We start from the raw sequence: 19,072 nt of genomic DNA on the forward strand, positions 1-19,072 counted from the left end.
CTATTATCTACTCAAAGGGTGACACGATTCAGCATCTCCATTATAAGCGGCAAAACAAGGAGACCGCAATAGATGCTAATGCTGACACGAGAGGACGTCCAGCTCGGTTGTCACGCCGCGGACTGGAGGGGGGCCTTGGCTCAAGCAGCGGCGGCACTGGTCGACGCGGGCCGTGTCTCGGCCGAGTACGGCGAGGGGTTGCTCGCCCGTGAGGCCCAGTCCTCCACCTACCTCGGCAAGGGGATCGCCATTCCGCACGGCACGCCGGAGAGCCGCCGCTACGTGCGCTCCACGGGCGTGCGAGTGCTGCAATTTCCCGAGGGCGTGGCGTGGCATGACGGCTCGCGCGTCAACCTGCTGGTGACGATCGCCGCGCAGTCCGACGAGCACCTGGACATCCTGCGCCAGCTCACGCACGTGCTGGACCGGGAAGGCGTGGCCGAGTCGCTGGCGCGCGCGACGAATCCCGACGAGGTCATCGCCACGCTCTCGCGTCAGCCGGTGACGGCGAAGCTCGACGCCCAGACGCTCAGCCTGGGCCTGCCCGTGAAGGACCGGTGGGAGCTGGCGCTCGCCGCCGCGGCGCGGCTGCGCCACGCGGGCTGCGTGGACGCGGGCTTCGTGGCCACCATCGCCGGGCAGCCCCCCGTGTCGCTCGGCCAGGGACTGTGGCTCGTGGTGGGCACCTCGGGCGTGCGCGCCCCCGCGCTCGCGCTGGCCACGCCGGACAAGCCCCTCCGGGATGAGGCCGGAGACGTGGCGGGCGTCTTCTGCCTCGCCGCCCAGGGCGAGGGGCATCGCGCCCTGCTCGAGCGGCTCGATGCGCTGCTCGCCCACGGCGAGGGCGCGCGGCTGCTCGGGCTGTCCGCGGAGGCCGTCCTGTCGCGGCTCGCGGGCGAGTCCGCCCAGGCGCAAACGGCCCGCGTCCGTCTGCTCAACGCGCATGGGTTGCACGCCCGGCCCGCCCAGGCGCTCGTCCAGGTGGCGCGGGAGCAGACGCTGCCCGTGCGCGTCCGCCTGCTGGAGGGCAACGGTGAGGCGGTCTCCACGACGAGCCTGAGCAAGGTGCTCGGCCTGGGAGCACGCCGCGGCCAGACGCTCGTGTTCTCCGCCGAGGGCGAAGGTGCCACCCAGGCGGTCTCCGCCCTGGTGGAGGCGGTGCGCGGCGGGCTCGGGGAGCCGGTGACGCCCCTGAGCGAGGCGAGCGAGACCGTGCCCGTACCTCTCGCCCCCCGGAAGGAGCCCGCCGCCGCGCCGCCCGTGGATGAGCCCCTGACGGCCGTGCCCGCCGCGCCCGGCATCGCGATCGCGCCCGCCTACGTGCTGCGGCCCCCGGAGTTCCGCTACGCCGAGCGCGCCCAGGACGCGGCGCGCGAGCGGAGCCGGCTGGACAAGGCCCTGCTCGGCGCGCGGCAGCAGCTCTCCGCGATGGTGCAGCGCACCGTGGGCAACGAGGTCGCTCAAATCATGTCCATCCACCTGGAGATGCTGGGGGACCCGGCCCTGAAGGATCCAGCGCTGGAGGCCATCGGCGAAGGCGCTTCGGCGGAGGCCGGTTGGTGGCAGTCCGTCGAGACCGCGGCGCGCGCCCAGGAGTCGCTGGCGGATCGCCTGCTGGCCGAGCGCGCCGCGGACCTGCGCGACGTGGGCCGGCGCGTGCTCGGACTGTTGTGCGGGGTGGAACTGCCCACGCCCCCCGAGCACCCCTACATCCTCGTGGCCGAGGACGTGGGGCCCTCGGACGTGGCCCGGCTGGACACCGCCCAGGTGCGTGGCCTCGTCACCGCGAAGGGTGGAGCCACCTCGCACAGCGCCATCCTCGCCCGGGCGCTCGGCATCGCCGCCGTGGCGGGCGCGGGCGAGGGCGTCATGGCGCTCGTGTCCGGCGTGGAGCTGATCGTCGACGGAGAGCTGGGCCGGGTGGTCGCCGCGCCGAGCGCCACGCGCCGCGAGCGCACCGAGCGGCGCATCGCGGAGCAGGAGACGCTCAAGCAGGCGGCCCACGCGCGGCGCCACGAGGAGGCGCGTACCCAGGACGGGCACCGCGTGGAGGTGGCCGCCAACCTGGGCAGCACCGCGCACGCCGCGGATGCCGTGGAGCGCGGCGCCGAGGGCGTGGGCCTGTTGCGCACCGAGTTCGTCTTCATGGCGCACCCCCAGGAGCCCGACCTGGCGACGCAGATCGCCGAGTACAGCAAGGCCTTCGACGCGCTCGCGGGCCGGCCGCTCGTGGCGCGCACGCTCGACGTGGGTGGAGACAAGCCCTTGTCCTACTGGCCCATGCCCCAGGAGGACAACCCGTTCCTCGGCCTGCGCGGCATCCGCCTGACGCTCACCCGGCCCGAGGTGCTGGAGACCCAGTTGCGCGCCCTGCTCACCGCGGCGGGGACGCGCCCGGTGCGCATCATGTTTCCCATGGTGAAGGACCTCGAGGAGTTCCGCGCGGGCAAGGCCCTCTTCGACAAGGTGCAGGCCCAGGTGCGAGCGTCCGACGTGCAGCTCGGCGTGATGATCGAGGTGCCCTCGTGCGCGCTGCTCGCCCCGACGCTCGCGAAGGAAGCGGACTTCTTCTCCATCGGCACCAACGATCTCACCCAGTACACACTCGCCATCGACCGCGGCCACCCGCAACTGTCCGCGCAATCCGACGCGCTCCACCCCGGCGTGCTCCAGCTCATCCGCATGACGGTCGAGGCCGCCCATGCCGAGGGCCGCTGGGTGGGCGTGTGCGGCGAGCTCGGCTCGGATCCCCAGGCCGTGCCCGTGCTGGTGGGCCTGGGCGTGGACGAGCTGTCCGTGAGCAGCCGCCGCGTGCCCCTCGTGAAGGCCCGTGTCCGTGAATTGACCCTGTCCCGAGCGCGCGAGCTGGCGCGACTCGCCCTCCAACAACCCACCGCCGCGGCCGTCCGCGAAGCCCTGGAGAACGCGTGATGGCACGCATCCTCACCCTCACCCTCAATCCCGCCCTCGATCTGACCGTCCGCGCCGGAGGCACCCTGCGGCTCGGCGAGGTCAACCGCACCGAGAGCACCCGCATCGATGCCGCCGGCAAGGGCATCAACGTGGCGCGCGTGCTCGCCAGGCTCGGCCACGACGTCACCGTCTCCGGCCTGCTCGGCGCCAACAACGAGACGGACTTCGTGCGCGCCTTCGACTCCTGTGGCCTGCGCGACGCGTTCATCCGCGTGCCGGGCGAGACGCGCATCAACATCAAGCTGTCCGAGGCCGGCGGGCGCGTCACCGACCTCAATGGTCCCGGCCTGCGCATCCCCGCCTCCGCGCTGCAGGCCCTGTTCGCGCGGCTGGACACGCTGTTGGACACCGGGCTCGACGCCGTCGTCATCTCCGGCAGCCTGCCGCAGGGCGTCCCCGTGTCGACCCCCGCGGACCTCATCACCCGTATCCGCGAGCGCCAGGTGCCGGTCTGGCTCGACACCAGCGGAGCGGCCCTCGTGGCCGGACTCGCCGCGCGGCCCTCGGGCGTCAAACCCAATGATCTCGAGCTGGCCGACTGGGCGGGGCATCCGCTCGACACGTACGAGGCCCGGCTCCGGGCGGCGCGGCGGCTCCATGACGAGGGCATCGCGGACGTGCTCCTGTCCCTGGGCTCCGAGGGCGTGCTCTGGGCGTCGGACGGCGCGGCCCTGACCGCCACGCCCCCTCCGGTCTCCGTCGTCAGCACCGTGGGCGCGGGGGACACCCTGCTGGCCGGCACGCTGCATGGCGTGTTGTCCGGCTGGCCCCGCGAGCGCGTCCTGCGCTTCGCCACGGCGCTCGCCGCCGAGTCCGTGCGGCACATCGGCGTCGGCGAGCCCGACGCCGTGGACTTCGAGCAGCTCCACCAACACACCCTCGTCCAGAGCCTGTCCGCGGAGCCGAGCGCCAGGGAGACGCACCCATGAACGTGATTCTCATCACGGCCTGCCCCAGCGGCGTGGCCACGACCTTCCTGGCGGCGCGGGGGCTCGAGCGCGCCGCGGCCCAGCGTGGCTGGAAGACGTCCGTGGAGATGCACGGCCAGCTCGCGCCGCTCGTCCCCGTCGACGCGGCCACCCTCCAGGCCGCCCAACTGGTCGTCGTCGCGGCGAGCGCTCCGGTGGACCTCGCGCGCTTCGCGGGCAAGCGCGTCTTCCAGGCACCCATCTCGGAGGCGCTGCCCGACCCGCGCGCCTTCCTCACCCGCGCCGAGGCCGAGGCCCGGCCGTGGAGCCCCACGGTCCCCGCCAACAACGTGCCCCCGATGCCGGCGGCCACCGCGGGCTCGCCGCGCATCGTCGCCGTCACCGCCTGTCCCACGGGCGTGGCCCACACCTTCATGGCGGCCGAGGCGCTGCTGCAGGCCGGACGGGGACTCGGCTATCCGCTGCGCGTGGAGACCCAGGGCTCGGTGGGGGCGCAGGACGCGCTCACGGCGGAGGAGATCCGCGCGGCGGACGTGGTCATCCTCGCCTGTGACATCGAGGTGGACCCCTCGCGCTTCGTGGGCAAGCGCGTCTTTCGCACCTCCACGGGCGCCGCGCTCAAGAAGTCCACGCAGACGATCCGCGAGGCCCTGGACAAGGCCACGGTGCTCGAGGGCGCCCAGGGCGAGCGGGCCGCGGCCCCCGCCGGGAAGAGCGGCCAGCGCGGACCCTACCGGCACCTGCTCACGGGCGTGTCGTTCATGCTCCCCATGGTCGTCGCGGGTGGCCTGATCATCGCGCTGTCCTTCGTCTTCGGCATCGAGGCCTTCAAGGAGAAGGGCACGCTGGCGGCGGCGCTGATGGACATTGGCGGGGGCGCGGCGTTCAAGCTGATGGTGCCGCTGCTCGCGGGCTACATCGCGTACTCCATCGCGGACCGGCCCGGCATCGCGCCCGGCATGGTGGGCGGCTATCTGGCGAGTACCCTGGGCGCCGGCTTCCTCGGAGGCATCGCCGCGGGCTTCGTCGCGGGCTATGGGGCCCAGGCCCTGAGCCGCTACGTCAAGCTGCCCGCCAGCATGGAGGCGCTCAAGCCCATCCTCATCATCCCCCTGGTGGCGAGCCTCGTCACCGGACTGGTGATGATCTACGTCATCGGCACGCCCGTGGCCGCGCTCCTCTCGTCCGTCACCACGTTCCTCAAGACGATGAACACCGGCAACGCGCTCATCCTGGGGGCGCTGCTGGGCGCGATGATGTGCTTCGACCTGGGCGGCCCCATCAACAAGGCGGCGTATGCCTTTGGCGTGGGCCTCATCTCGGAGAACACCTACGGCCCCATGGCCGCCATCATGGCCGCCGGCATGGTGCCGCCCATCGGCATGGGCATCGCGAGCCTGCTCGCCCGCAGCAAGTTCTCCGAGCCGGAGCGCGACGCGGGCAAGGCGGCGCTGGCGCTGGGCCTGTGCTTCATCTCCGAGGGCGCCATCCCCTTCATGGCCAAGGATCCCTTGCGCGTGATTCCCGTCAGCGTGCTCGGGGGCGCCATCACCGGAGCCATGTCCATGTTCTTCGGCGTCCAGCTCATGGCGCCCCACGGGGGGCTCTTCGTGCTGCTCATCCCCCACGCGGTGAACCACGTGCTCATCTACCTGCTGTCCATCGTCACGGGCTCGCTCGTCATCGGCGTCGGCTACGCGCTGGTGAAGACGGGCAAGGCGGAGCTGCCCGGAGCCACGAAGGAGTCCTCCCCGGTCGTGGGCAAGAGCGGCGCGGCGGTCGGCTCGAGTTGAGGCGTCAGACTCGGCTTTCGCTATTTTTGGCTCAGAGAAAGCCGCAGTTCATGCGGCTTTCGGCTGGATACCTTCGCTGGAACAGAACCTTCGAAAGTCCTATGCTGATGCTGCACACCAAGCACGGGCAAAGAGGCCCTAAACGATGCTTCTGACCGACAACGAGACCAAGGTTGACCTCCTCAACAACGAGGCGATCGCGGCGACCATCGTCACGCTGCTACGGGACCGCCCAGACCGCCCGGTGACTATCGGCGTGCACGGGGATTGGGGTGCTGGCAAATCGAGCATTTTGGAGATGATCGAGACCGGGCTTGAAGAGCAAGATGGTGTGCTTTGCTTGAAGTTCAACGGGTGGCGCTTCCAAGGGTTCGAAGACGCGAAAATTGCGCTTATTGAGGGCATCGTCACTGCCCTCATCGAGAAGCGGCCGATGCTGAACAAGGCCGTTGGCGCTGTTAAGGACGTGTTCAAGCGAATCGATTGGCTCAAGCTCGCCAAGAAAGGTGGCGGCCTCGCTTGGACTGCATTCACCGGGATTCCCACCCCAGAGCAGATCCAAGCGGTCGTCGCCACCGTTGAGGGGCTGCTCGCTGATCCGATGAAGCTTGCGACCAAGGAGAACGTGGAGTCCGCGCTGGGGGGCGTGAAGTCTCTCCTTAAGCCTGAGACTGAAACCAAGAATGTGCCCGAGGAGGTTCACGCGTTCCACGAGGCATTCGACAAGCTCCTCAAAGCAGCTAGCGTCAAGCAACTCGTGGTCCTCATTGATGATCTCGACCGCTGCTTGCCCGACACGGCAATAGAGACGCTCGAAGCTATCCGTCTCTTCGTCTTCACCGAGAGAACTGCTTTCATCGTCGCTGCTGACGAGGCCATGATTGAGTACGCTGTGCGAAAGCACTTCCCCGATCTGCCCGACACAACAGGTCCGCGCGATTATGCCCGGAACTATCTCGAAAAGCTCATCCAAGTTCCTTTTCGCATTCCGGCACTGGGCGAGACCGAGACGCGCGTTTATGTTACCTTGCTACTTATTGGGGCCGAACTGGGCGAAAACGATGAGGGTTACGAGAAACTCATCATCGCCGCACGCGAAAAGCTAAAGCGTCCATGGGAATCTACGGGGTTGGATGCAGCGACGGTCAATGAGGTCCTGGGAGCAAGAGCAGCGCAGGCGCACAATGCACTCACTTTGAGTGATCAAATTGGTCCCATTCTCGCTACCGGCGCGAAGGGCAACCCTCGACTGATTAAACGCTTCCTCAATACCTTGCTGTTGCGCCAGAGCACGGCAGAAGCCCGGGGATTTGGAAGCGAGGTAAAACTCCCAGTCTTGGCTAAGCTGATGCTGGCCGAACGATTTCAATCGCGCCTTTTTGACCAGATTGCCAGTGCAGCTGCAGCCCATCCCAAGGGGCGCTGTGAAGATCTTGCTGCCATTGAGACGATGGTGGAGGACGAGCAGTTGCGGAATGCCACTGCTTCCGCCGAGAAGTCCACCTCCAAGAAGCAATCGGGAGATGGCAACTCCAAGAAGCCATCGGGAGATGGCAAAGATGGGGTCAAATTTGAGGTAATGGCGAAGCCGACAGCGGAAAGTGCCGTGCTAAGCGAGTGGCTGGCATCGGAGCCAGTTCGAGCATGGGCCCGTGTCCGTCCTTCACTCGCCGACGTGGATTTGAGGCCCTATCTGTTCGTCACGAAGGACCGAAAGGACTACTTCGGTGCTGCCTCCGCACTAGGTCATTTGGCGCCTCTTGTCGAGCAACTCCTCGGACCAAAGCTGATGGTCCAAGCTCGCGAGTCCGATCTGAGGCAGATTACCCTGCCAGAAGCAGCACGGATATTCGAAGCACTGCGGAGTCGAATCATGGGAGACGACTCATTCGATCAGGAACCTCCTGGTGTCGCTGGGCTTACAGTGCTGGTACGCACGCATCCAGTGCTTCAGAGTAACCTCCTCGACTTCCTTGAAGCGCTTCCTCGGGAGCGATGTGGGGTTTGGCCGGTCAAGGGCTGGGAGGGCATCATCAAGGACGGTGATGCGATTGCGAGGCTCGACAAGTTGCTCGCGGAGTGGTCAGCGATGCCGAAGAACAGCTTCCTCAAGTCGGCTGCTGCGAACGCACTTCGAGCCCGTCGCGGAGGTCGTTGATGGGGACCTCGAATGCCTATGGTGGCCCCGGTGGCGGCACTCCGCTTGTGCCGACTTGGTTGGAACCCACTGGCGGGGGAGTTCCGAACGCATCTGACGGTACGCCGCCTTCTGCGATTCCGCCTGCAGCGTCCCTACCTCCTGGAGGGCCACTGGAGCCAGGCACAAGCCCGACAGTTCCTGCGGCGCCGCCTGCCCTACCGGCCCTTCCGCCCACTCCCACACCTAGCCGCTTCAGCACAGCGCGGAGCAATTTCTCGCGGTTTGCCCGTTCAGGAGGAAGTGATCGGGCAAGCCTCGGCCGTGCCGTCTCGGGGTATGTCGCGAACGCTTCTGGGGGCGCGCGCCAAGCCGCGCGGCGCATGGGATCCGCGCGAGCTGCTGGCACACGGCTGCTCGGCTTTCTGTCAGATGCGCAAGCCCGCGGTGCGCGTGAGGCGCTTCGGGCCCTTAATCTCGAAAGTCTCGTAGGCCGTCCTCTTGAAGACGTTTTCCTCGGACTCACAGATTATGTATGTCCGAGCAGCGGGACCGTAGATGCCGGGATTGCTCGCGACGCATTCATCGAAACCATCGCCGAGCTTGCCAAGTCCGGCATCACAGACCTTGATGCGCTAACGTCCGAGCAGATGCAGACTGTGTTCGAACTGTACGCGACCCATGCTATTGAAGCTCGCCTTTGCAACGACATCGGCACGAAGGTAGTCACGTTGCCAAACGATATCCGTGCTGCCAAGCAGGTCCAGGAACAGCTTAAAGACTACATCCGTCGCGGTGTCAGCGATGCGCTAGCAGCATCTCAAGCAGCCTTTCAGGAGCTAACGCCCGAGCGAGCGCAGAGCTTTGTCGACAGCGTGTACGAGGCTGCATTCGACATCCTTCGGACGATGGGTGAAGCGGAGGAGGAGACGTGAGACGTCATGTTCTTGTGGGGCGTTTTGGTCCCGACGACAACATCAAGGTTCCGACTGCAACTGATGAGGTCACAACGCAGCTCGACCTTGCTCCTTCAGGAGAAGATTTCGACTACGGGCTTGGACACGCGCTGGACGACATCAAGTCATTGGGCGTCTACCCGTCTGAGGTGGGCTTCGACCTTCTCGTCCTTGCCTCACTTGTGCATGCTGCGGACACGCGCATCGCGCGCGCAACTGAGTCCCAGGACTCATGGACGCGCGAAATCCGACTTGTCGTTCCGGTGAGTGCCCCCGACCGATGGATATCTGTCGAGCCAGTCATCAAACGAATGCTCGACTTCCTCACAGGCGACCGCTGGACGCTCGGATTCCGCTCACGGCCCAGCTCTTTTACAGAGACGCTCCCTGTGCGGTCGCCCGAACTCAATGCTCCTTCTTATGACTCCGTGAGTCTATTCTCGGGAGGACTCGATAGCCTCATCGGTGCCATCGATTTGATTGAGAACGGAAGAAGTCCTCTGTTCATCAGCCACGCGGGCGAGAGCGCAACGAGCGCAGCTCAGAGTACATGCTTTGACGCCCTGAAGGATCACTATACGGATCGGACTTTTGCGCGTCTGCGTGTGTGGATGAGCTTCCCTGCGGATTTCGTAAAGGGCGTTGGGACGGAGGATACTACGCGCGGTCGCTCTTTCTTGTTCTTCGCCATTGGAGCCTTTGCTGGGAGCGGACTCAATCGTTCCTTCACTTTGCTGGTTCCAGAGAACGGGCTCATTGCCCTTAACGTACCTCTCGATGTGCTGCGCCTCGGCTCGCTCAGCACTCGGACAACTCACCCCTTCTACATGGCGAGATGGAATGAGCTCCTGTCTGGGCTCGGCATTAACGGGCGAGTTCAAAATCCGTACTGGGACAAAACTAAGGGGGAGATGGCTGAGGGATGCGCGAATGCGGCGCTCCTCAAGCAGCTTGTGCCCGCCTCGCTCTCTTGCTCCTCACCGAGCAAGGCGCGTTGGCGGCAAGGGCGCAGCGTCGAGCACTGCGGCTATTGCTTGCCTTGCCTTATCCGACGTGCGGCCCTCGAGCATGCACTCGGGCAGGGTAATGACCCCACGCCATACACAGTGCCTGACCTCAAAAAAAGACCGTTGAACACGACACAGGCGGAAGGCCAGCAAGTGCGCTCTTTCCAACTGGCAATTGACAGGCTGCGGAAGAAACCAGACTTGGCGAAGCTTCTCATTCACAAGCCTGGCCCGCTCTCAGATGAAACGTCGCACCTTCTCGCACTCGCGGACGTTTATCTCCGTGGTATGGAAGAGGTGGGTCGTTTGATTGCCGGTGTGAAGACGCGACCACACTAATGCTCATGATTAACGGACTCGTTGACTTTCACTGTCATCTCGACCTCTACCCGGATCATGTTGCGGCGGTTGCGGAGTGCGAGCGTGAGGGCATTTTCGCATTGACCGTGACTACCACACCAAAGGCATGGCCGCGCAACCAGACGCTGGTCTCTGGCACACGTCGCGTGCGTGCCGCGCTTGGGCTCCATCCTCAGTTGGTGGCAGAGCGCGCAAGCGAGATTGCATTGTGGGAGGAGTACTTGCCGCAAGCACGGTATGTCGGAGAGGTCGGCCTCGACGCGGGGCCGCGCTTCTACAAATCCCTGGATCTGCAAAAGCAAGTGTTTGAACGGGTGTTGAGAGCCTGCGCCCGTCAAGGGGGAAAGGTCCTTACTGTACACAGTTCACGTGCCGCGACAGCAGTGCTGGATATGGTAGAGGCGCACTTACCGCCACCGTCTGGACGTGTGGTGCTGCATTGGTTCACAGGCAGCCAAGCAGAGGCCCGTCGCGCACTCGACCTGGGTTGCTACTTCTCAGTAAACACCGAAATGCTCCGCAACGAGCGTCACCGAGCCTTGGTCGCTTTGCTTCCACTTCAGCGGCTACTAACTGAGACTGACGGGCCATTCACGAAGCATGAGGGACGCCCTGTGCATCCGCGCGACACTGTGTCTACCGTCCAGACTCTGGCCCAACTGCGGGGCATGAGCGTTGACGAGGTCAGTGCGGCGATTCGAAGCAATCTTCGTACACTCGTGTCCGGTGAAGATGGGGGCAACGGAGCGTGAGGCTAGTACTACTTGGTCACTTCCCGAGGGCGACCACGATTCTCCGAGGGGAAAGCCTCCTCGGAGAAGGATCGAAGTGACCTCGTAGTACTAGGATTCAGGGCGTGTACAGCTCCGCCGTCCTGATAGTGCCGTCAGGACCCCATCCACCAGTGATGAGCACTTTGCCGTTGGGCAGTAGTGTCGCTGTGTGCTCGTCACGGGGGTAGGCCATGGAACCGGCAGGGATCCATGTGTCCGAGGCCGGATCGTATATTTCTGCCTTCGCGAGTTCGCCGCCAACGCCGTCTCCTCCCGCGACGAGCACTTTTCCGTTGGGCAACAGCGTTGCCGTGTGAGCGAAGCGTGTTGTGCTCATTGGGCTAGTAGCACTCCAGGTGCCCAAAATTGGGTCGTACACCTCCGCCGTAGTGATCCATCCACTGCCCGCCCCCACGACAAGCACCTTGCCATTGGGCAGCAGCGTCGCCGAGAAGAAACTGCGCGGTGAGATCATCGAGCTTGTAGCAGTCCAAGTATCGGAGGCCGGGTCATACACCTCCGCCGTCGCGACGGAACGTTCAGGAGCGGGGGTGATCCCGCCTATGATGAGCACCTTACCGTTAGGCAACAGCGTTGCTGTGTGACTGTAGCGCGGCGAGATCATCGAGCTTGTAGCACTCCAAGTGCCCGATGCTGGGTCATACACCTCTGCTGTAGAGATACCCCACGCCCAATCTGAGTCCTCCCTTCCCCCCGCGCCTCCCACAACAAGCACCTTGCCATTGGGAAGCAGCGTCGCTGAATGGTACCGACGATGAGAAATCATTGGGCCAGTGAGGCTCCAAGTACCCAAAGCCGGATCGTAGACTTCTGCGATGCGGCCGCTCCCAATCCGACCTCCTGCGACGAGTACTTTGCCATCAGGCAGCAACGTCGCTGTATGGAGGTCATTGCGAGGTGTTGCCATCGAACCAGTCGCACTCCAGGTTCCCGATGCTGGGTCATAAATCTCCGCCATGGGGGCACTGTCTGTTCCCTCTGACTCAACGAGTACCTTGCCGTTGAGAAGCAGTGTTGCCGTGTGACGATAACGGCGATTTGCCATGGAGCCCGTGATGCTCCAGGTACCTGAGGGACAGGTCGGCATCCCCGCGACTGAAAAGCTTTTAGTTGTTGTGAGGTTGAAGGCGTTGGTGACAGTGGCGGTGATGGTAGGGGATACTCCTGCGCTGACACAGGAGAGGGCTGTCCAAGTGATGCGACTGTTGGAGGCGGTATTGGCTGGTGGGCCCAGCGAACCCGTATTGGTGGACCAAGAGAAAGTGAGCGCGGAGTTCTCCGGGTCACTGGCCGTCACCTCATAGGTAAGTACTTGGCCAGGAGTAGCCGTATCCGATGAGCTGTATGATCGAACGATAACGGGAGCGAAATGGTTGATGGGGGGCGTGTTACTGATGCACAAAGAAACGGTGCCGGAGGTCTGCCCCCCGCGCCCATCCGAAACAGTGACAGTCAACTGGCAGTTGTTGCAGACTCCAGCGGGCAATTCCGAGGGAGTGAACTCTGCCGAGCTAGAAGAGGTATTTACCCAGGAGCCAGCGCAGGTGGCGCTCCAGGCGTAGGAGAGGCCATCACCGTCTGGATCGGAGGCTGAAACGGAAAGGGCTGTCGTCCTACCTGGGGCGAGTTGTGTGGGCGTGGCACTCATGACTGACACGGTGGGGACGCTGTTGAAGGAGATGTTGATCTGCGCATCTCCTTGTCCTCCGCTCTGGGTGACGTTGACGGCCAGGGAGAGGTTGGAAGCCATACCTCCTGAGTCCGTCACGGTGAACGTGAGCGTTTGAATTCCTGTGGTGGCAGGCGCTGTCCATGAGGTGGACAAGGCGGTGGGCGCGGAGAAAGTACCGGCCGTAGCGTTCCACGCATAGGTGAGGGTATTGTCTGGGTTGGGATCATAGGCGGTGGCCACCAGGGAGATAGAACCGCCTGGGGCCACAGTAGTGGAAGATGCCACCAGTGAGCCGATCAGGGGCGCCTCGTTTTGGAATGGAGGAGGTGGGTTGACCTGCTGGAGGGTGATGGCGACGAGGGTACGCTGTCCTGAGGTGATGGTAATGCCGGAGGCATAGCCTTCAAAGAGAAGGGCGCCCAGGGTGTTGAATGCTTGAGCATGGAAGGAGCGGTTGGAGCCAGCGGGGATGTTGCCGATGGTGCCGCCCCACACACCGTTGGTGAGAGCGAGGTCTACGGAAACGGAAGGGATGTCCGCAGAGCTAGATGTGACAGAAACGCGAGAAATGTTGGTGGCAAGTTCCTGACGCATGGACACGGCAAACTGGACCGAGCCGGTTTCAGAGGAAGACGGAGAGCAACTCGCGAGTAGCGTCGTAGCCAGCGAAAGTAACAGGTAGATGGTACGCATCGGCATATGTGTGTGCCTCCAGTGAGCGGTGAAGCAGGAAGTACACTTGAACCGGTGAGTTGATCATAGGGAAATCGAGGACTCCCTGTGGGGAGTGGACTGGTGCAGAGAGGTGTAGAAGGGCGGATGACGTATAGGGCGAATAAGAGGGCGGTGGAGGGAGTGGGCTGGGGCAGAGGGGCCGAAGAGGGCCGCAGACGGGGGCCAGCAGGGCTGAGCACCCGGCGGGTGGAGAGGCCGAGCAGCTCCCATGGGGCACACGCCTGCTCAGGCCGCGTTACCCTCAGGGGCAAGGCAGGGGGCTTGGGTCTGTGGGCAACCGCGACTTGGCGCTCAACACCACGCGAGCTGCGGTGGCGTATAGGCGAGATAGAGGCCATGTTGAGGGTGAGGACTGGAGCGGAGGGGCCGAGGAGGGCCGCAGACGGGGACCGCCCGAGCTGTGCGCTAGTACTACTTGGTCACTTCGGGCACTGCCCGAGGTGGCTTTCCATTCAAGTTTCCACGGCGGCCTTTGACAAGTGACCAGGTAGTAATAGGGACGATGTCAGGCTCGATTTTTGACCCTGGCTTCCTCTGGCTTCCCTCTGAGAAGCCGTCCCTTTCTTCGCGCTGGAGCCACCCGAAATGGCGAAAGTTGAGTCAGAGACCGATCTCGCTCAGTCCTGAGTGATTCGAGGGTCGCGGTCCAAAGGGCCAGTGGAACTTGCGGTCCGAGGCGGAGATGGCCACGTCGTTAATGCTCGCCTCGCGCCGGCGCATGAAGCCGTGCTCATCGAACTCCCATTGCTCGTTCCCGTGAGAGCGGAACCAGTGGCCCGTGGCATCGTGACATTCGTACAGGAAGCGCACCGCGATGCGGTTCTCGTGCAACGCCCAAAGTTCCTTGATGAGCCGGTAGTCGAACTCCTTCTGCCACCTGCGGGTCAGCAGTCCGATGATCTCGGGATGTCCCTGGATGAACTCGGAGCGGTTGCGCCAACGGCTGTCCTGAGTATAGGCCAGCGCCACGCGCTGTGGATCGCGGGTGTTCCACGCATCCTCGGCATTGCGGACCTTCTCGACTGCGGTCTCGTAGGTGACGGGAGGCAGGGACGGTCGGGACTCGGACATGGGGCATCTCCTTGGGACGGCTCGGGATGGCACCACAAGATGACGATCATCAGGAAGAGTTTCGCTGCCTCCACCGCACGAGCGCGCACCCGAGCGAGAACCCCACGAGCGTGCCCGTCACCGTGGGCCAGAACGCCCACCAGACTTGCGCCTCGAGCGCCCCCATGGACTCGTAGCGCGACAGCCTCCACGCGAGCCCCGCGCAGGCTCCGGCGAGCGTGGGCAGCAGCAGCCGGAGGAAGGCCGCCCACGAGCCTCCCGGCACGGGCTCCAGGTGCCGGTAGCGCCTCGCCATGTACCCGAGAACCCCGAGCGAGCCGACCACGGACGAGAGGTGCTGGAAGACGCGGGCGAGCGACAGCTCCCGGCTCCCCACGGGGACGTAGATGCCCAGGTAGAGCGCGTTCGCGGGCCACATGTCGCGATGGGTGAAACCGTCCCAGAGCAGGTGCGTGGCGGCGCCCACCAGCAGGGCCCCGGGCACCGCGGCCCACGCGAGCATGGTGCGCGGAGGGCGCTCGGGCCGCACGAAGCGGCCCCACTGCACGCCCGCCACCTCGGGCAGGGCCCACCTGAGCGCGGGCAGGACGAACACCTCCAGCCACGCCAGCACCGCGAGCCCCATGGGGAGGCAGTACTGCAAGAGGCCCGGAACGGTGTGCGCCACCCGTCCCCACCCCTCGGGCACGTAGATATAGGAGAAGTCCGGAGCGCAGGCGCCGACGACGAGCGCGGTGCGCACCCAGCCGCTGGGAACGAAACGGAAGAACGGCAGGACCGCGGCGGCGTGCGCGGGCAGGGTCACGGGCATGTCAGGCGGCGTCCGTGCGGGAGGGGGCGTCCTCCGCCCCATCGGGTTTCCAGGGCCATACGCGGGGAGCGATACGCGCGTAAAGCAGGAACAGGGCCTCGCCCTCCCCGTGCTCCGCGCAGACCCGGGTGGCCTCGCGCAGCAGCGCGCCCGGCCCCAGCGACCGCCCGGACCTGCGCAGCATCTCGCGCAGTTCGACGGGCACCGCCGCGAGGATGTCCTCCTTGGTGAGCCGCTCGTCATTGGCCTCGGCGCACAGCTCCAGGTGCCGCGCCAGCTCGGCCTTCAACCGCGCGTCGTACCCGAAGACGTACGCGCACATCTGGAACAGCTCCGAGCCCGCCTCCGTCACCAGGTCCGACTGCTCGCGCGCGAAGCCCGGCTCGGCCGCGGCGCGCCACAGGCAGTCCCACCGCGCCTGGGACGCATACCGCGCGAACAGCGCCCGGGCCGTGAGGTAGCTCTGCATCGAGTCATGGAAGAAGCGCACGTGCGTGGGCACCGGGCCCGGCCGCGCGTCCGCGGGCACCAGCAGCCCCGCGTCCAAGAGCCCCTGCAGCTTGTGCTCGTCCGGACTGTCCCGGAAGACGATGAGCCGGCTGCGGTGCTCCCAATAGCTGTCCAGGCACAGCGTCTCCGCGAACGCGAGCATCTCCGAGGTGGCCGCGTCGTCCGGGTCGCGCTTGAGCAGTCCCGCGAACACGGAGCGGTAGAGGTTGATGACGCTGTCCACGCCCCCTCCGCCGAAGCGCAGCGCCAGGCGCACCAGCAGCGGCACATAGGTGCCGTCCGCCCCGCGCCCCCGGCAGATGCGTTGCAGGGCGCCGGAGAGCACCTGGGGCTGTCCCTTCTCGTCCGGGTACGCGGCCTGGAAACGCGCGAGCCCCGCCTCGTCCAGGCGCTTGGGCTCCACCGCCATCCAGCGCAGCGCATGGGACATCGCCGAGCGGTACGCCTCGTTGGGCCGGGCCGACAGGAGCAGCGGCGCATGCAGCCCCATCTCGCGCTCCAGGTAGCGGCGCAGCGCCTCGGGCTCCACCCGCGACTCGGTGAGGCCGTCCAGCACGAGGAAGAAGTCCCCCGACTCGAGCAGCGCGTCGCGCAGCTCCTCCGGCAGGCCCAGGTCCTGGAGCGCCTCCTTCGCCGCGCTCTCCAGGTCCTCCGCCGCGGGGTCGATGAAGACGGGCAGGGGCGAGGAGGGCTTCTGCTCGAAGCGCTCCAAGGACAGCCGCACGAGCTGACGCAAGAGGGCGCTCTTGCCCCGGCCTCCCGCGCACTGGAGGAGCAGGTGCGCGCGCTCGTGCGTGAGCAGCAGGCACAGCTCCGCGGCGGTGCGCTCGGAGGGAGAGGGCGGCACGCCGGGCCCCGCGTACTCGACGACGTGCGCGGAGAGGTCCACGAACACCTCGCCATTGGCCTGGGCCGAGGCCACGTCCACCCGGCGGCGCACCTGCCGCACGTGCGTGGTGAAGAAGCGGCGGCGGAAGGCGGGCGAGCGCAATAGCGGCGCGGCGGCCCAGGAGAACGGGTGGGTGAAGACGAGCTTGCGGAACACGGCGGGAGACAACAGGCCCAGGCACGCGCACAGCACGACCTCGGCGCTCACCACGCCCACCACCGTGGGCAGGTGGATGCGCAGTCCACTCAACAGGCCCAGCACCTCGCTGCCCCCCGCGCCCACGAGCGACACGCTGTAGCCGAGCAGGGGCAACCACCGGCGGGGCGCGGCCGAGGGACGCAGGAACACCAGGGGCAACAGCAAGAGCAGCGTCAACCCGACGCACGCGAGCGCGGTGCGCACCCACACCTGATCGAGCAGGGGCACGCCGAAGGGCACGTGGCGGAAGGTGGCGGTGAGCCGCGAGCCGTTCTCCACCTCGGGCGAGGACACCTGGATGTCGTAGAGGTGCTCGGTGCTCCCCGGCGGCTCCGTCCATTGAAAGAGCAGTCCCTCGGGCTCGACGAACCGCCGCAGGCCCTGCCCCGCCAGCTGGCCGTTCTCGTCGCGCACTTCGATGCGCAGGCCGCTCTCCAGGCCCTTCGCCCGCGTGAGCCCCGGCCACTCCACCTCCAGGGACGACAGCGTCGCCCCCGCCTCGGGCGTCCCGGTCATCCGGACCGCGCCCTCCGCGCCGCGCTCCAGCACGGCACCACCCTCGAAGCCCACCTCCACGCGCCGCACCTCGGAGGCGGGAGCCTGGACGTAGCTGCGCGGGGTGCTGGAGATCCAGAAGCGCTCCGTGCCCGAGATGGGCCGCACGTCGCCCAGGCCCACGCCCTCGAGCACCAGGGCGAGGGAGAGCCCCTCCGCTCCGAGCCGCAGCCGGTGCAAGCGCGTCTCCTCATCCGAGACGAACCACACGCCGTGCGCGTCCCACGCGCGTGCGACCGGAGCACGCAGGCCCGTCGAGACCCAGGCCGTCACGGAGAGCGCCGGGCCCTTCTCCGAGCCCTTCATGGACAGCAGGCGGACGAAGCCATCGCGCGACACCATCCAGGCGTGCTCCGCCGACACCGGCAGCAGCGCGTCCATGTCGGAGAAGGCCTGGCTGCGCGCCAACTCATCCCCCGTGTCGCCCAGGCGGTAGACGCGGTGCTCATCGCGCGCCCACACGGCCCCGTCCGGGGAATGCTCGATCGAGGGAGTGCCTTCCACCTGCACGCCGGAGCCCACCGGCCCCTCGGGCGTCACCAGCTTCAGCGAGAACCCCGCGGGCGAGGTGGCCGAGCCCTCGGGGGACTTCGCGGCCCGGGGCTCGGGGACCACCAACCAGAGCGAGTCGCCGCCCTGATGGACGACAGGCCGCTGGACCGTGTCGGGGAGGGGCGTTGGGGGCACCAGCTTCTTGTGGGCCCCACCCTCCGGGCCCGTCTGGAGCAACCGGGGCGCCGTCTGTCCGGACGACTCCACCACCCAGACACGCTGGGCCTGAGAGGTGGGAATCAGCTCCCTCACGTTGCGAGTGCTCAGCGGACGGGGGTTGAACTTGGATTTCGCCTGGAGATCCACCTGGTGGAGGTTCTGGTCGAGCACGAGCCAGCCCTGCCGCCCATCTCCCACCGGCACCAGCGTCGCCCGGCCCACGGCGGCGGAGGCCTGTCCCGGGATGGACAGGGGAACGCCCTCCACGCCCCCCGCCGGGTCGATGACCCAGAGGGTCTTCGTGGTGAACAGGGACACGACCCACAGCCGCTCATGGCCCTTGGAGGGCGCGAGCACCAGTTCCTGCGAGGGAAGCGCGTCGATGCGCTGGAGCGAGCCGTGATGATCCACGCTGTACACGGCGTTGGCCCGCCCGGCCTCCGGTGAGACCACCTCCACGTGGACCCAGGCACGCTCGGGGTCCGCCGAGGGGATGACGTCCACCACCCGCGCGCTCTCGTCTCCGAGCTTCACCGCCAGCTCGCCACCATCCGCGTCCACCAGCCCCAGCCCGGCCCGCTGGGGTGTCCAGGCCCAGACATGGTTGCCGTGTCCGCACGGCTCCAGGCGGCTGGCCCGGGAGAAGGGCCGCACCCAGTACCCCTCGACCGAGGCCTCCACGGGCGTGGGAGCCTGCTCGCTCCGGGCACAGCCCGCCCCACCCACGAGACCCAGCAGCACGGCGCTCACGAGCCACGGCGCCCGACGAAGCAGGCTCCGCCAGGTGAATCCAGCGCGGGGGGAAGTCTTCATGGGGGCGGCCCTCCGTGACACCGGAGAATCCAGGCGCCGATGCCCGGCCTCCCGCGACACACCACATTGTGCCACAGCGAGGAGCCCTGTCGGGCTCGCCTCCCAGGGTCTTCACCAGCCAACACTTCGAGGCCCCGCGGTCGCAAAAGAATGAAGGG

At 66.3% G+C, this 19,072-nt stretch carries 11 protein-coding genes; 7 read left to right on the forward strand and 4 right to left on the reverse strand.

What is annotated here, in order from left to right:
* Nucleotides 1–78 precede the first annotated feature (78 nt).
* The 7 genes from ptsP to qatD all read left to right on the forward strand — a co-directional run bounded on the left by ptsP (nt 79) and on the right by qatD (nt 10,907).
* Nucleotides 79–2,931, forward strand: a complete 2,853-nt coding sequence (ptsP, locus tag D187_RS25625) for a phosphoenolpyruvate--protein phosphotransferase (protein WP_245591838.1) — start codon at nt 79–81, stop codon at nt 2,929–2,931.
* On the forward strand, nt 2,931–3,902 hold the full coding sequence (pfkB, locus tag D187_RS25630) for a 1-phosphofructokinase (RefSeq protein ID WP_002625629.1): 972 nt from the start codon (nt 2,931–2,933) through the stop codon (nt 3,900–3,902). The genes ptsP and pfkB overlap by 1 nt, the downstream gene beginning before the upstream one ends.
* The gene (locus D187_RS25635) at nt 3,899–5,695 is read left to right on the forward strand and encodes a PTS fructose-like transporter subunit IIB (protein ID WP_002625628.1); all 1,797 of its coding nucleotides are present in this window, start codon (nt 3,899–3,901) and stop codon (nt 5,693–5,695) included. Before pfkB ends, D187_RS25635 begins: the two co-directional genes overlap by 4 nt.
* Nucleotides 5,696–5,840: 145 nt before the next feature.
* On the forward strand, nt 5,841–7,853 hold the full coding sequence (qatA, locus tag D187_RS25640; protein ID WP_002625626.1) for a Qat anti-phage system ATPase QatA: 2,013 nt from the start codon (nt 5,841–5,843) through the stop codon (nt 7,851–7,853).
* Nucleotides 7,853–8,767, forward strand: coding sequence for a Qat anti-phage system associated protein QatB (gene qatB, locus D187_RS59100; protein WP_043431541.1), 915 nt, complete (start codon nt 7,853–7,855; stop codon nt 8,765–8,767). Before qatA ends, qatB begins: the two co-directional genes overlap by 1 nt.
* Nucleotides 8,764–10,134 (forward strand): Qat anti-phage system QueC-like protein QatC, encoded by a 1,371-nt coding sequence (gene qatC, locus D187_RS52655; protein ID WP_020918273.1) that lies wholly within the window; start codon nt 8,764–8,766, stop codon nt 10,132–10,134. Before qatB ends, qatC begins: the two co-directional genes overlap by 4 nt.
* The gene (gene qatD, locus D187_RS52660) at nt 10,134–10,907 is read left to right on the forward strand and encodes a Qat anti-phage system TatD family nuclease QatD (protein ID WP_076606228.1); all 774 of its coding nucleotides are present in this window, start codon (nt 10,134–10,136) and stop codon (nt 10,905–10,907) included. The genes qatC and qatD overlap by 1 nt, the downstream gene beginning before the upstream one ends.
* Before the next feature lie 97 nt (nt 10,908–11,004).
* On the opposite strand, the gene D187_RS52665 is transcribed toward qatD, so the two are convergent.
* The 4 genes from D187_RS52665 to D187_RS56420 form a co-directional block, all read right to left on the reverse strand.
* On the reverse strand, nt 11,005–13,320 hold the full coding sequence (locus D187_RS52665) for a Kelch repeat-containing protein (RefSeq protein WP_002625622.1): 2,316 nt from the start codon (nt 13,318–13,320) through the stop codon (nt 11,005–11,007).
* A gap of 636 nt (nt 13,321–13,956) precedes the next feature.
* Nucleotides 13,957–14,427 carry a nuclear transport factor 2 family protein gene (locus D187_RS25655; RefSeq protein WP_002625620.1) on the reverse strand — a complete coding sequence of 157 codons (471 nt, stop codon included), beginning with the start codon at nt 14,425–14,427 and terminating at the stop codon, nt 13,957–13,959.
* A gap of 49 nt (nt 14,428–14,476) precedes the next feature.
* Nucleotides 14,477–15,238, reverse strand: coding sequence for a DUF4184 family protein (locus D187_RS25660; RefSeq protein ID WP_002625618.1), 762 nt, complete (start codon nt 15,236–15,238; stop codon nt 14,477–14,479).
* Nucleotide 15,239: 1 nt separating this feature from the next.
* Nucleotides 15,240–18,914, reverse strand: coding sequence for an NACHT domain-containing protein (locus tag D187_RS56420; protein WP_002625616.1), 3,675 nt, complete (start codon nt 18,912–18,914; stop codon nt 15,240–15,242).
* Nucleotides 18,915–19,072 lie beyond the last annotated feature (158 nt).

Origin of the sequence: Cystobacter fuscus DSM 2262, from assembly GCF_000335475.2 — a bacterium.
Lineage (GTDB): Bacteria > Myxococcota > Myxococcia > Myxococcales > Myxococcaceae > Cystobacter > Cystobacter fuscus.

Bases quoted from the DNA above. Each gene is read 5' to 3' on its own strand.
- qatA (WP_002625626.1), top strand. From the start codon at position 5,841: ATGCTTCTGACCGACAACGAGACCAAGGTTGACCTCCTCAACAACGAG.
- D187_RS52665 (WP_002625622.1), bottom strand. From the start codon at position 13,320: ATGCCGATGCGTACCATCTACCTGTTACTTTCGCTGGCTACGACGCTA.
- pfkB (WP_002625629.1), top strand. From the start codon at position 2,931: ATGGCACGCATCCTCACCCTCACCCTCAATCCCGCCCTCGATCTGACC.
- qatB (WP_043431541.1), top strand. From the start codon at position 7,853: ATGGGGACCTCGAATGCCTATGGTGGCCCCGGTGGCGGCACTCCGCTT.
- ptsP (WP_245591838.1), top strand. From the start codon at position 79: ATGCTGACACGAGAGGACGTCCAGCTCGGTTGTCACGCCGCGGACTGG.
- qatD (WP_076606228.1), top strand. From the start codon at position 10,134: ATGCTCATGATTAACGGACTCGTTGACTTTCACTGTCATCTCGACCTC.
- D187_RS25660 (WP_002625618.1), bottom strand. From the start codon at position 15,238: ATGCCCGTGACCCTGCCCGCGCACGCCGCCGCGGTCCTGCCGTTCTTC.
- D187_RS25635 (WP_002625628.1), top strand. From the start codon at position 3,899: ATGAACGTGATTCTCATCACGGCCTGCCCCAGCGGCGTGGCCACGACC.
- D187_RS56420 (WP_002625616.1), bottom strand. From the start codon at position 18,914: ATGAAGACTTCCCCCCGCGCTGGATTCACCTGGCGGAGCCTGCTTCGT.
- D187_RS25655 (WP_002625620.1), bottom strand. From the start codon at position 14,427: ATGTCCGAGTCCCGACCGTCCCTGCCTCCCGTCACCTACGAGACCGCA.